The organism is Saprospiraceae bacterium (genome assembly GCA_016714025.1).
Lineage (GTDB): Bacteria > Bacteroidota > Bacteroidia > Chitinophagales > Saprospiraceae > Vicinibacter.
Map to the genome: position 1 here is coordinate 595197 of JADJOB010000002.1, position 14941 is coordinate 610137.

Genomic DNA, 14941 nt, shown 5'->3' on the forward strand with positions numbered 1-14941 from the left:
ATTGCGAGTATAAACAAGTTATGTGCAACCCTATGGCGACAGTGCAAACATTAAACGGACTGACAAGAAATGAGCGCCAGAACAATTTTCGGCAAAGCCGTTTGGCTATCCTTCGCAAAAGCAAATGTGAAGCAACGCCACATACAAGCCAACGCAAGGTTGCTTCACATTTGCTTTTGCCCCAACGCACCATTAACGATTTTTACCTTACTTTGAATCATACTTTTATAATCTATGAGTAAACCGATAAGCGAAAGAGAAAAATTACTTGACTTAAAACCGAATCAGGAGTTTAAGAATTACAAGATTGTGTCAAAGAAACCTGCTGATGGGGAAGAACTTGCAATTCCAATTGGTGAGGGAGGGTCGGGTATCGTTTATTTAGCCGAACAAACTTTTGTTAAACAGGTAAAAGTCAATAGAGCAATTAAATTTTTTGTTTATCGTGACGATATTGCCAGTCAAACAATACACGAATTCTCAGGGAGAATTAGTGCTAAAAACTTTAACGATGAAATTCTAAATATATCAAGTTTTAATCACGAAAACATTATCAAGATAATTGATGGAGGAATAATTGAAAAAGGAGAACATCATGTTCCCTTTATTGTAACCGACTATGTTGAAGGACATACATTAAGGGACTTATTACTAAAGCCAGAATTAATTGATGAATATGCTGCCGATGGACAAGACATCATTGATTTGTTCGGGCAAATTTGTAGCGGTTTGGAATATTTACATAGGAGACATTTTTATCATTGTGATATTGCTCCTAAAAATATATTCATCAAGGGAGAGAAAGGAAATTTTCAAGTTGTGATTGGAGATTTAGGAATTGGAAAAACTCTTCGTAAAGATTTAGCTCCAGTTGATAATAAACTTTTTGTTCATGGGACACGAGATTATATGCCGCAAAAAGTTTACGATGTGAGGAATAAAGAAATTGAGTATAAAGAATTCTTGAAACTTCAACCTGAATGGGATTTATACGCCACGAAAAAAACTTTTCAGGAATTACTGACAGCATTTGAAAAAAGGAATAATATGAACAAACCTTGGTTCAAGTCGTTGAAAAAAATTGTCTCAAAGGAGTTTCGCAATATTTCTGATGTTGCAAAAAATATTGAAAGGCAAAAACCTATTTACAGACAAACCGCAGGAACACCAGAGTTATCAGAAGCGGACAGCACGACTAATGGTTACAAAGAATTGCAACCTATCAAATCCATTTGGGTTACAGATAGAGTAAAGAAAGTAATTAGACATCCACTTTTTTTCAGAATGAAAAAAGTGCCACAACTACTTTCAGCAAATACCTTTAATCCTGGCTCTAATCATACAAGATATGAGCATTCATTAGGCACATACGAAAACATGAGGCAGGTTCTCATATCATTGCTTCGAAATGAAGATTTCATTGAGATACTTGATGAGAAGAATATTGAACTTGCACTTTTAGCTTCATTGCTTTCAAGTATTTCAAAATTTCCTTTTTCTTTTTTAATCCATGAAATCAGAGATAGAGACAGAAACTATTTTTCAAAAATTACAGGCAAGGTAATGCTCACAAAAATCTTAAACTTCAAAGATGAAGAAAAAGGTATAAAGGAAAGTTTGTGGGAGGTGATAGATAAAAATTTTCAAGTTGAATCGCTTGATAAACTCATTGAAATAATAAGTGGAGATTCATCTTCCAACTGGATGATTCAGAATAAAATTATTAGTGCCCTTCTCAATTCCTCAATTGATGTTCGTGTATTAGATTTTCTTCCAAGAGATTCTTACCACTTAGGTATTTCTACAGGGGCTCACATTAATTTTGATAGTTTAATTGAACACATCTGCATTCACGATAATACCATTGCCATAAATGTAAAAGGGGTTACTTATGTTGAACAAGTTATCACATTACGATACTGGCTGTATAAGAGAATTTACTGGAATAATCCTAACAGAGCTTACTCAACAGTTTTGAAATATGTATTCACAAAACTCCATCTTGAGAAAAGCACATTTGAAGATAATCTATTAAATAAGATTTTGTTCTCTGACCCGATTGATATGCTTTATTTTCTTGACGAAGAAAGCAATGAAGAAAAAAATGGAAATACTCATTTAGCGATAAACAAACTTCTTAAAACAATTTTTAGTGACAGACCAACTTTGTTCAAAGACATTTTTGTAATAAACCAAACAGAATCAACAGCCCAACTGAAAAAGATTTGCAAGAAGTTTAGCAAAATGCCGTTTGCGGAATTAGAAGCAATCCGCAAAGAATTGGAAACAGAGTTATCGCAAATATTTAAGTTTAATCCAGACACCATTAATATCATAATTGATATTCCTAACGAGGAGAATAAAAAATTAGGTGAAGATTTATCTGTTATCAAATACGATAAAACTGTAACTGAGTTAAGCAATCTATCAGGAATTATTGATGGAATAATAAAGACCTTTGATAATAATTTGCAATTTCTCAGAGTTTATCTTAATCCTATTTACAAAGACCAACTTCCCAAAGAACCAGACAAAAGAAAAGAGATGCATGATTTAATACAAAACTTCTTAGTGCTACACGGTTAAAATTTCAAACCCTTGGGACACGAACGAATAGGTTATCTTCCAAAGACAAAGCGATGGCTTTCAATTGTTGAAGGCATTGGCAATTTTTCAGGCAACCCTGAAAGTGTTGCTGACATTGCTGCACAAACAACAATGAATGTGCGGAATCGCTTTAAGATGATTGAGGAAGATGGAGGAGTTTTGGCTGCTTTCAAATATCTAATATTACTTTCTGTATCTTCAAAGCAAGACAACTCTTCTGATTTTCTCTCAGAGCAAGGAATTACACTTCCAACGGATTTTAATCTTTTTGACTTATCTCTATCAATAAAAGAATTTGTTGGTAAGGAGCAAGATTCAAAAGAATATTCTGCGTTTGCAATCCAGTCAATGATTGATACAGTATGCGAATGGAGTAAAAAGAATGAATTGCAACAGACATTAATTTTTGACTCAAATAAAAATTCGTTTGATGCTTGGAAAAACGCTGCTGATGGCAGCGGTTTTTGTGAACTGTCCCGAATATTCTTTTCAAAATTCACAGAACGCTATTTGAAATACTTTTTGGAGAGAGAAGCGTCAACCAGTATAAAATCATTATATGACCGAGAACTGTTTTTAGAAAAATTAGAAAATCATGTTCAGGATATTTCCAAACATGCTTTTGAAACTGCAAAGATTATTCAATCACTTTCTGCTGGTTGGTTTAATAAAAGGGCAATGGATAAAATTCCCTCCGAGAAGGAAGTGAAAGGTTTTTTGTCGTTTGCTTTTCAGAAAATTAATAGTGAACTAATAAGAGAAGAAAACATTGGCTGACGAGAAAACACATATCGTTTTATGTGGCGGTTCTCCTTTGCCAAAAAATTACAAAGGAGTTGCCGCCTCTCATCTTCATAGATTTTCGTATGATCACAATTCAAAAGAACGAAATATCAATATTGGACTACCTCATTTTATAAAGACAGTAAATTGTCATTTCCCTGATAGAATTAAAGACCTTGTTGAAATTGCAGGATACATTTATGCTGCTGATAGAATGATAAAAAGAGGAAATCCAGAACAGGTAGAATATCATAGCTGGGCAAGAAAATTTCACTTTCACATAAAAGTTAGAGATTATAATTTTTGGAAGCAGAAGCAAATTTCTGAAAGATTAAATGATGCTTTGTGTTTCATAGCAGGAGATTTAGATTACAAATTTACTTTCATAAAAGGCGGACAGGATGTGGGTCAAAAAAACCTTTTTGATAACGAGAAGATAAAACTTGAAAAGAAAGACAATTCAGTGATTGCACTTTTTTCAGGCGGTTTAGATTCGCTTGCAGGAGCATTAGAAAAATTAGAAACCACAAATCAAAATTTAATTCTGGTCAGTCATCGTTCTAATAACTTCACTGTTTCCCAAATTCAGGAAAATGTTTTCAATCTTCTCAATAATGACTACCCTAACAGAATCCAGTATTTCACATTTTACTGCAATCTTTCAGGTGAAAGAGCAGTTGAAGAAACTCAGAGAACACGAATATTTCTATATTCTTCAATTGCTTATGCCTTGATGTCATTATCCTCTCAAAAACAAATTCTTGTTTTTGAAAATGGAATGACCTCAATAAATTTTTACAAGAGACAAGATGCAATGAATGCAAGAGCAAGTAGGACAACACACCCTCAAACAATCGCTTTACTTGAAAATATATTATCTTTTATTTCAGGTGAGACTATTGAACTAGTTCATCCATTTCTTTACAATACCAAAACTGACATCGTTGAAAAGATTAAGATGTACAAAAAGCAACACTATTTAAACTCCACGATAAGTTGCACAAGAACCTTTCAATCTTTTAGTAATAATTCTCAGGCAACACACTGTGGTGGCTGTTCACAATGTATTGACAGAAGAATCGCTGCTTATGCCTCCCATCAGGAGGACTTTGATGCAATTTATGATGCTGACATTTCAAAAGATTCCATTGAAGATAAAGAAGCGTGGACACATCTTTGTGACTACATCAACCTTGCATATCGGTTTTCAAAAATGAATGGCATGTCATTCAACTATGAATTGTTTGATGTTTTGCAGGATATTATTCCATTCTTGAAAGGCAATGAACGAAACACCGATAAAATGAAAAAGATATTTGAGCTTACACAAAAACATACCGACCAAGTATTTCATGCGCTGCAAAGAATTCGGTTGAATGAAAATATTCGTAAACCGAAAAAAGGAAATACGATTTTCAACTTTATTGATAGCAGAGTTTATTTAAAGCCATCCGTTGAAAGATTGATAGAAAGAATTAGCGAAAAGTTGATGATTGCTTTACCGATTGCTTGCGAACGACAAAAACCTAATAGTGAAAATGCTTTGAACGATTTAATCAAAGCATTAATCATGGCTGAAAGCGATGACTATTCCCGTGAATTTCCTGTAATTAAATTTTCTTATACTAAAACAGTTCCTGACCATTCTTATCTTGACTGCAACTTATTTATTGAGACAAAATATTTGCGAGGTGATACAACAAAAAATGTTGTTACAAAGTCAATTGCTGAAGACCTTGTTAAATACGGAGACAAGCACAAACTTTTTGTTCTTTATGACCCTGAAAGGAAAATTACTGATGAACAAGAATTCAAAAACGATTTTGAGAAATATCCTAACTGCAAAATTTTAAGAATTGGATAGATGGCTAATTTCAATAAAGATTTAATTACAAATAACGCAAACGCATTTGCACTCACATTTGCCTTTGCTCCCTCACACACAGGCATCGCAAGCAAAGTCAAAAGTGAGTGCAAGCCATCGCACCCGACAATGCAGATATTCTTGCAAACTCAACCCGACACTGCAAGAAATGTAACTCGCTTCGGAGAAAGTGTATGCGAACTTGAGACGACACATCTTCGGACGGACAGCAGGGCAGCACATAACATAGGCTTAAACGAAATTTTAAAAATGGAGGTATTGACGGTAATACGAACAGTGGTGCTTCTAACAACCAGTTGTGGTAATACAAACAGTTGTGCTTCTAATCCCCCATTTTTAAAAAATCGTTAAGCCCTTCTTCGTTACTAGTAAGCCTAAAAGACGACAGTGCGACAATAAACAGACGACTAAAACATAAACGAATTAAAATAGACAAACCATTTTGACAGGTAACCAACATACAGACCATATTTCAACTAGACAGCAACTGAGCCGACACTCATTGCCGACCCTTCTGTATTTTTTATTTTGCCCACCGCACATTTTTTTAATTCAATTTTTAGCCAGCCGCACAAATGGCACATTTGGTTTTGCCCGACACACAAAGCCGACCCTTCGCAAAACCAAATGTGCTTGAATTTTCCCCACCGTACGGACGACAACTTTAAAAATAAATCGTACTTTTGACGAATTAGTCCAAACAATAACGACAAGATGAATTCCTTTGGTGAATATTTACGAAGCAGACGAGAACAAATGGGACTTCCACTCAGAAAGGTTGCGGCCGAACTCGATATTGACACTTCCATTTTAAGTAAGATTGAAAGAAGTGAACGTGTGGCGACAAAAGAAATGTTGCCAACACTGGCTAAGACTTTGGAAGTTCTAGAAAAAGAAATAGAAATTGAATTCATCAAAGCATTTATTCTATCGGACTTAGGAGAATTAAAATATTTGAAAAGCGGCTTGGAAGAAACGCTGAACACCATTAAAAGCCGCAATTAGATATGAGCTTAGAAAATAAAATAGACCAAACAGACTTGACTTTCTTCACGAATGAAGAAGGACATACTTTATTAAGCAGGTTTAAATCAACCCTTAAAGACACTCAATTATTTGATGTGTTGGTTGGTTATTTCAGAGCAAGTGGATTTCATCAATTGTATGACGCTTTAGAACCTGTTGAGAAAATAAGAATTCTTGTTGGGCTAAGTGTTGACAGAGATTCATACGAAATGATGCAATACCACGAACAAAATTCAACAATTGATTTTGAGTCGCATCAACGAACAAAAAAACGCTACCAACAAAACTTAAAAGAAGATATTGAAAATAGCAACGAAAACGAAAATCGACTTGAAATAGGAATTAGCAAGTTTATTGAATTTTTAAAAGCTGACTGCCAAGACACTGAATTAGATAAGGCATACAATGGTAACGGAAAGAAACTAGAAATTAGAGCATATCCAACAAAGAACATTCACGCTAAAGTTTACATTGGCAAGTTCAAGCCCGAAGACCGTGACTATGGTTTTGTAATTACGGGTTCAAGTAATTTTTCCGAATCGGGCTTCGTGGCAAACAGAGAATTCAATGTTGAATTGCGGACTAAAAGAGACGTACTTTTTGCCGAAAACCAATTCAATACTCTTTGGAAAGAAGCGGTAGATATTTCAGAAGACTTTGTTGATACAATTCAAAATAAAACTTGGCTGAATAACCAAATTCTGCCTTATGAACTTTATCTAAAACTGATTTATGAGTATCTGGAAGAAGATATCAATTTGGCTGACGAATTTGAGCCATTCCTTCCAGATGGTTTTATGAAATTGAAATACCAAAATCAAGCTGCTATTCAGGCAAAAAAGATTTTGGAAACGTATAACGGTGTTTTCTTGGCAGACGTGGTTGGTTTAGGGAAAACCTTTATCACTGCATTATTGCTTCAACAATTGCAAGGCAGAATACTGGTTATTTGCCCACCTGTGTTGAAAGACTACTGGAAAGATTCTCTTTTTGATTTTGGTATTAGAAGTTTTCAAGTGGAATCTTTAGGCAAACTAGAAAACATCATTAAAAAAGGCTTAGAACGTTACGATTACATTGTAGTGGATGAAGCACACCGATTCCGTAATGAAAACACACAATCTTACGCCAACTTGCTTGACATCTGTCGTGGCAAGAAAGTTATTTTGGTAACAGCAACACCGTTGAACAATACTGTTGACGATATTTTCGCTCAATTAAAACTGTTCCAAGCACCGAAAAACTCCACGATTCCCGGAATACCAAATCTTGAAAAATACTTTGCAGGATTTAGGACTAAGCTAAAAAAGCTCGAAAAAACTGACCCTGATTATAAGAAGCTAATCAAAGAAGTTTCTGATGATATCCGAAACAGCATTCTTCGTTACGTAATGGTTCGCAGAACTCGTAAAGATGTTATGACCTATTTCAAGCAGGATATGCAAATGCAGGGTTTGACTTTCCCTGACTTAGACAATCCGCAAAAAATTGTATATGAGTATGAAGGCGAATTGGAAGAAACATTCATTGAAACAATCAAAACATTAGCTGAGTTTACTTATGCCCGATACACACCATTGCTTTATTATATCGGAAACAAAGCGTTGAGCGAATTTGAAAAGCAACAGCAACGAAACGTTGGGGGCTTTATGAAAGGTATTTTGGTAAAGCGTTTGGAAAGCAGTTTCCACGCTTTTCGTCAAAGTGTTGACCGCTTCATTATCTCTTATGAAAAATTCATTGAGATGTACCACAATGGTACAGTTTACATCAGCAAAAAAGTGGATGTATATGACCTTATTGAAAGCGACAATATTGAGAAATTGGAAGCTTTTGTTGAAGATGAAAAAGCCCACAAGTACGATTCAAAGGATTTTAGAAAAGAGTTTGTTACTAAACTCGAATTTGATTTAGAAATTCTGAAAAAGATTAAAAAGCTTTGGCAAAAAGTTGATGCCGACCCGAAACTAGAACAGTTTATTCGTGACTTAATAGAAACCAAAGCCCTTAAAAGTAATAAACTGGTGGTATTCACCGAATCAAAAGAAACTGGGGATTACATCTACGAAGCATTGATAGATGAATTCCCTGGGCAAGTAATGTTTTATTCCAGCACTGGCGGAAGGCATACAGATAAAAAATTAACTTCTAATCATACAGTTTCAAGAGATTTGATAACCGCCAATTACGACCCCAATCGTAAAGGAAAGGAACAGGCTGACAACTTAAAAATATTGATTGCAACAGATGTGTTAGCTGAAGGTATCAACTTGCATCGTTCTAATGTGCTCGTGAATTATGATTTGCCTTGGAATCCGACAAGGGTATTGCAACGGGCAGGTCGTGTCAATCGTTTGGGTAGCAAATTCCCGAAGGTGCATATTTTCAACTTCTTCCCTACTACCCAGTCAGATGAACATCTAGGTTTGGAATTAAACATCACTAACAAAATCCAAATGTTTCACGACATTTTAGGAGAAGATGCTAAATACCTGAGTGATGGTGAAGAATTCGGAAGTCAGGAACTTTTCAACACTTTGAATAGCAAAACAGCCTACACTGGTGAAGATGGTGAAGGCGATTCCGAATTGAAGTATTTGGAATTGATCCGAAAAATCAGGGACGACCAACCCGAATTGTTTGACAAAATAAAGCACTTGCCAAAGAAAGCTCGTTCAGGTTTCAAAAAGGAAAAGTTAGAATATGATGCATTGGTAACTTTCTTCCGAATTGGAAAACTCAAGAAATTTTACATTAATCAAAGTGGTAAATCAAATGAGATTACCTTTTTTGATGCGGTAAAAGATTTAGAATGTAAGTCCGACACAAAACGTGCAAACATTCCAAACGAATATTTTCATTTGTTGCAGACCAACAAAACACGTTTTGAATTAGACACTACGGTAGGCGATGAACCAACCAAAGGAAGTGGCGGACGTTCAAACGCCAAATACATTGAAACCCGCTTGAAAGACAAGTCTTTCAAAAACTTTAAAGGGTTTACCGATTCCAATGATGAATTTTTAAATGGTGTTCGTGAAATGTTATCACAAGGAACTATTGCAAAAAAAACAGCCCAGTTAATCAAAACAGATTTGGAAAAAACCAACGACCCGTTACAGATTTTGCACATCTTGGAAAAGCATATTCGTTATGTGGCCATTGAAGGAACGAAGAATGCAAAGAAATTTCAAAAACGTGAAGTTATCCTTTCAGGATACTTAATCAAGTAAACAGTATGGATAAGAAAACAGCACAAGAACTCATAGAGAAATCCTTTAACAATGCTTTTAGCGAAGAGCAATTCATTGTTTTTGCTAAAAACCTGTTGAATGACCTTGAAGACAAGGGCAATAGATACAGCGGCAATTTGATTTGGGACGATTATAAAGAGCATATTAATACCTACAAACGCATTGGTAAATATATTGACCCTGATGGCGAAGCATTAGACGTATTGATTGTAGAAGTAAAAAGCGTAACCAAATTAGAGAGAGCCAGAACAGCACTCCGAAATTTTGTCATTAAGCACCTGAGCAAGTTTGAAAAGGATTATGCCTTAGTGGCTTTTTACAGCAAAGAAGATGACGGGGCAGATTGGCGATTCTCTTTCATTAAATTAGAGTACCGTTCTGAACTGGACGAAGAAAAAGGCAAAGTAAAAACCAAGAAAGAGTTTACCCCTGCCAAACGCTATTCGTTTTTGGTGGGCAAATACGAAAAGGCCCATACTGCCAAAAACCAGTTGTTGCCTTTGTTACAAAACATTTCCAACAACCCCACTATTGAAGAATTAGAAGCTGCCTTTAGTATTGAAAAGGTAACAGACGAATTCTTCAACCAGTACAAAGACCTTTACATCAAGCTGTACGAGCATTTTGAAAATGACCAAAAAGTAAAATCTGCCATTGACCAAGCAGGAATAGACAATGCCCGTTTTACCAAAAAGCTACTGGGGCAAATTGTGTTCCTGTACTTCTTGCAGAAAAAAGGTTGGTTGGGTGTAGCTCAAAATAAACGTTGGGGAACAGGCAAAAAACAATTTGTGCAAGAACTGTTTGACCAAGCCCAAAAAGAAAAGGTCAATTTCTTTAAAGACAAGCTGCAATACTTGTTTTATGAAGCCCTTGCCAAAGAGCGAGACAATGTAAATTCCTACTACATGCGTTTTGATTGCCGCATTCCGTTTTTGAACGGTGGTTTGTTTGAAGCGGACTACAACTGGCAGGAAGCCAACATTACTATTCCTGAAAACCTTTTCCGCAACGAAGAAAAAAACAAAGCAGGTGATATAGGAACTGGAATTCTGGATGTATTTGACCGCTACAATTTCACCATCAAAGAAGATGAACCTTTGGATAAGGAAGTAGCCGTTGACCCTGAGATGTTGGGGAAAGTATTTGAAAATATGCTCGACATCACCGAGCGTAAAAGCAAAGGTGCTTTTTATACCCCAAGGGAAATTGTGCATTATATGTGTCAGGAAAGCCTGATACATTATTTGGACAATGCCTTGAACAGCGGCACAAGCAGTTATCAGGAATTGGGATCAGACCAAACCAAATTGTTTGGTGGCAGCACCAACAAAAAAGGAAACCTGAAAATAGAACTAGAGCATACCGACAATATACGAGTTCCTAAAAAAGACATTGAAATCTTTATTCGTGAAGGGCATTTTGCCTTGGAAAATGATGAGCGGGTAGCAACCAAAGGCGAAACCAAAACCTACCAATACCAACTGGCCGAAAGCATTCGCAAAAATGCCGACCTGATAGACCAAAAACTCAGCTGCATAAAAATTTGTGACCCCGCCATTGGTTCGGGTGCTTTTCCTGTGGGCTTGTTGCACGAATTGGTCAATGCAATGTTGGTGTTGAAACCGCATTTGAGTTACAACTACCTGACCGAAAAACTAAAAGGCTTTGGTTTTGCACAACGGGAAAGCATAAGCGACAGCCGATACATATACCGCCTGAAACGTCACATCATACAAGAAAGCATTTACGGGGTGGATATTGACAGCTCAGCCATTGACATTGCCCGTTTGCGTTTATGGTTAAGCTTGGTGGTTGACGAAGACGACTTGGATCCGATTGAAACGTTACCCAATTTGGATTACAAAATTGTAGCAGGAAATTCTTTGATAGGTTTGCCAGATGGAGCAATGAAAGACTTGAAAGTAGAAGCCGAACTGGAAAAACTCAAAGAAATATTCTACGACATCACAGACGAAAAAGAGAAAAAAGCTCTCCGCCATCAGATAAACACCAAAATACGGGAGCTCTTAGACTCTGCCGAACAGTTTGCGGGCTACAAAATAGACTTTGACTTCAAACTCTTTTTCTCGGAAGTATGGTATAAAAAGAAAAGCAAAGATGATAACAAACCTGAAAGAGATGGTTTTGATGTGGTGATTGGCAATCCGCCCTATGTTCAACTTCAAGACAAAGAGAAAATTAGTTCTGAATTATTACGATTGTATGAACTCCAAAAATTTGAAACATTCATTAAATCAGGAGACATTTATAGCTTATTCTATGAAAAAGGATTGAAATTATCTAGACAAAAACTGGGTGTTCTTTCATTCATAACGTCTAATAGATTCTGTTTCACTAATTATGGTGAATCCACTAGAAATTTTCTTTCTAAGCATAATATAAAGGCAATAATTAATCTTAATAAAATAGAAGTATTTAAGGAAGCGAATGTAGGAACCATTGTAACAATTGTAGAAAATAGACCTAAAACAGGGCAAAAATTAAGAGCAGGAGAGTTTAATTCATACAACATAAATGTGTCTTTCATTGAACAAATTTTTAATCAAACAGGCTACATTGATAGTTCGTTCTATGATTCCAGCCAATGGGGATTTTATGAAAGTGGTATTTTAAATCTTCGAAAAAAAATAATTGATAAAGGCACACCTCTTTCCAAAGTCAATGAACTTACAATAAATAGGGGTATTACAACTGGATTGAATAAGGTGTTTCTTATGCCTATCGAAGAAGCACATTCAATTTTTAAGCAACCCAAAAGCTATGAAATATTGAAGCCAGTATTCAAAGGGGCAGAAATAAAGAGATGGAAATGTAAGGAAGCAAAAAACTACATCTTCCATACTTATACAGGAGTTGAAATGAATAATTACCCTGAAATTCTGAAATATTTATCAATTTACAAGGATGATTTAGAGAATGTTTATGAAGCCAAAAATGGACAAAAGAAATGGTATGAGTTAAGGAAATGCTCATATTATGATTCCTTTGAGCAACGAAAGATTATTTGGACAAGACTTTCCAACATAAACTCTTTTGCAATTTCAGAAAATGGCGAATATTCAATTGATTCAACATCTTTTGCTACTGGGTCTAACCTTGAATACTACTGTTCAATTTTAAACTCCAGAATCGTTTACTTTTATTTTAAACTTGGTGGCGTAATATGGGGTAAGGACGGTATTAAATGGTTTGGCGATTATTTTGACAGAATTCCTGTATTGTTGCCTACTGATGAGACTAAACATATTTTCAACATTAAATACAGTTACCTAAAAACATTAGCTGATAAGCAAGCCTTTGAGACTCACTTTAATTTTTTTCAAGAAATAGCTGACAGTGTTGTCTTCGAACTCTACTTCCCCGAAGAAATCAAATCGGCAGGCAAAGAAATCTTAAAGCATTTAGGAGATTTAAAGCCCATCACAGATGATATGAGCGAAGAAAAGAAACTGGCTATCATCCAAAGTGAGTTTGAACGTTTGTATGACCCTAATCATCCTGTTCGCTTTGCTATAGAGACACTGGATAATGTGGAAGAAGTTAGGATTATAAAAGAAGCACTAAAATGAAAATAAAGAAGGTTGAAATACGGGACTATAAAGCATTCTATGGCTTAAATGAGTTTAATGTAGAAGGCAAGAACCTTTTCATCTATGGTGAGAATGGAAGTGGTAAAAGTTCCTTTTACTATGCCTTGAAAGACTTTTTTCAATCATCAACCGAAACTTTGGTATATGATGAAACCGAAAACATTTTCTTGACTAAAGCCCAAAAAGGCAAAGGCTTTATCGAAGTAACATTTAACCCCGATAAAGACGGTACTGCCATAGATAAAAAATACACAGTTAAGAAAAGTTCCAAAAACACCTATGTGGCAGGCGACACTAGCATTCGTGATGCCATCAAACTCAAAAGTTTTTTGACCTATAAACACTTGCTATCCATTCACCACATCAAAAAAGAAAAAGAAATTGATTTGTTTGAATTGTTAGTCAAAGGAGTTCTAAAACATTTCAAGAGTGTAGCAATAACAGGCACAAAAGAATTGGGCGAATTGTGGGAAGATGTTGAGAGTGCAATAAATAAAGAATTAGACGGCAGGAAATACAACATCACTCAAAAGCAAACGGATGTAAATAAAGCGGTTGACGTATTCAACACAGCGTTTAAAAAGCTGTTTGAAAGAACAAGCGTTGAAAACATTATGAAATTTGCTCAACCTATTTTAGACAAGTTTGGGCATAACATCGAAATAGAACTGAATTACACGCAAACTAAACCATCAACTGATTACAATTCAATAGAACGTAATCACGTGAGAGCCAAAGTAAAATACTTGGGCAAAGAAATTCTTAGGCCACATATTTTCTTGAACGAAGCAAGGCTTTCAGCCATTGCCATTTCCATCTATTTGGGAATGGTAAAGCGACACGTTCAAGGCATTCCCTGTAAAATTCTTTTCTTGGATGATATTTTTATTGGTTTGGATATTTCAAATCGACTACCACTGTTAGAAATCCTGAATACAGACTTTTCGACTTATCAGGTTTTTATTACCACCTATGACAAACCTTGGTATGAATTTGTAAGGACAAATTATCTGAACAGAAACAACAAATGGAAATGCTTTGAAATCTATGCAGGTCGGACAAAGAAAGGGTTTACCATTCCTGTTGTAAAAGAAATCAAAGGTCCAGGCAATAATGACCATTTAACTTACTTTATTCAAACAGCAGAAGACTATCACAACAAAGGCGACAACAAAGCCTCAGGAGTTTATCTACGTTCTGCATTTGAAGCCATCTTAAAGCAATTTTGTTTTGGTAAGGTGACTGTGAAATTTATGACAGACCAAAGCAAACTCAAAGCAGACGAATTTTGGAACGCAACGAAGAAATACATTACGGCTCATCCAAGTCCTGCTAACTACAACTTGACACAAAACACCAAAGACGAAATTGACATTCTCTTGCCTTTGGTTTTAAATCCATTGAACCATAATGACATCAATAAAAACGAGCATAGCAGCGAAATCGGGCGGACAGTAAACACATTAAAAACATTAAGAACCGAACTCAATGTATAAGCCGACCCTTAACAGCCACACACATTGCCAAGCCGCACAAGCCCACGCTACAACCCAAGCTTGGCAAAGAGTGTGTCTGTCCAACCGCACCACCAAAACGACCGACAAACCAGCGTACGAAAAAGAACACCGAACCGGTAACAGGCGTTTGGCTCAATGGCGGGTTCAGTGGTTAATTGAACATTCTATCTCGCATCAACTTTTGTGGTATGTTGACAGTTTAGTGCTCCTAAATCCGCCACTCCGCCAGGCCTAAAACTGACATAGCCAAAGTTA

The 14941-nt window shown here is 35.9% G+C and carries 7 protein-coding genes; all 7 read left to right on the top strand.

Annotation, left to right across the window (positions count from 1 at the left end; translation table 11 throughout):
• Positions 1-234: 234 nt before the first annotated feature.
• The 7 genes from IPJ80_05760 to IPJ80_05790 all read left to right on the top strand — a co-directional run bounded on the left by IPJ80_05760 (position 235) and on the right by IPJ80_05790 (position 14665).
• Positions 235-2586: a protein kinase gene (locus tag IPJ80_05760; protein MBK7912987.1), complete on the top strand. Its 2352-nt coding sequence runs from the start codon at positions 235-237 to the stop codon at positions 2584-2586.
• 156 nt (positions 2587-2742) lie between these two features.
• On the top strand, positions 2743-3384 hold the full coding sequence (locus IPJ80_05765) for a hypothetical protein (GenBank protein MBK7912988.1): 642 nt from the start codon (positions 2743-2745) through the stop codon (positions 3382-3384).
• Entirely contained in the window at positions 3377-5254 is a 1878-nt protein-coding gene (locus IPJ80_05770) for a 7-cyano-7-deazaguanine synthase (GenBank protein MBK7912989.1), read from the top strand. The genes IPJ80_05765 and IPJ80_05770 overlap by 8 nt, the downstream gene beginning before the upstream one ends.
• A gap of 735 nt (positions 5255-5989) precedes the next feature.
• Positions 5990-6280, top strand: coding sequence for a helix-turn-helix domain-containing protein (locus tag IPJ80_05775; protein ID MBK7912990.1), 291 nt, complete (start codon positions 5990-5992; stop codon positions 6278-6280).
• 2 nt (positions 6281-6282) lie between these two features.
• Positions 6283-9534: a helicase gene (locus IPJ80_05780; protein MBK7912991.1), complete on the top strand. Its 3252-nt coding sequence runs from the start codon at positions 6283-6285 to the stop codon at positions 9532-9534.
• Positions 9535-9539: 5 nt separating this feature from the next.
• Complete coding sequence (locus IPJ80_05785) at positions 9540-13148, top strand: Eco57I restriction-modification methylase domain-containing protein (protein ID MBK7912992.1); 3609 nt, start codon at positions 9540-9542, stop codon at positions 13146-13148.
• On the top strand, positions 13145-14665 hold the full coding sequence (locus IPJ80_05790) for an ATP-binding protein (GenBank protein ID MBK7912993.1): 1521 nt from the start codon (positions 13145-13147) through the stop codon (positions 14663-14665). The genes IPJ80_05785 and IPJ80_05790 overlap by 4 nt, the downstream gene beginning before the upstream one ends.
• The last annotated feature ends 276 nt before the right edge of the window (positions 14666-14941 follow it).

Excerpts from the sequence above, each read along its gene's own strand:
- IPJ80_05760 (MBK7912987.1), top strand. The coding sequence starts at position 235 with ATGAGTAAACCGATAAGCGAAAGAGAAAAATTACTTGACTTAAAACCG.
- IPJ80_05765 (MBK7912988.1), top strand. The coding sequence starts at position 2,743 with ATGATTGAGGAAGATGGAGGAGTTTTGGCTGCTTTCAAATATCTAATA.
- IPJ80_05775 (MBK7912990.1), top strand. The coding sequence starts at position 5,990 with ATGAATTCCTTTGGTGAATATTTACGAAGCAGACGAGAACAAATGGGA.
- IPJ80_05780 (MBK7912991.1), top strand. The coding sequence starts at position 6,283 with ATGAGCTTAGAAAATAAAATAGACCAAACAGACTTGACTTTCTTCACG.
- IPJ80_05785 (MBK7912992.1), top strand. The coding sequence starts at position 9,540 with ATGGATAAGAAAACAGCACAAGAACTCATAGAGAAATCCTTTAACAAT.
- IPJ80_05790 (MBK7912993.1), top strand. The coding sequence starts at position 13,145 with ATGAAAATAAAGAAGGTTGAAATACGGGACTATAAAGCATTCTATGGC.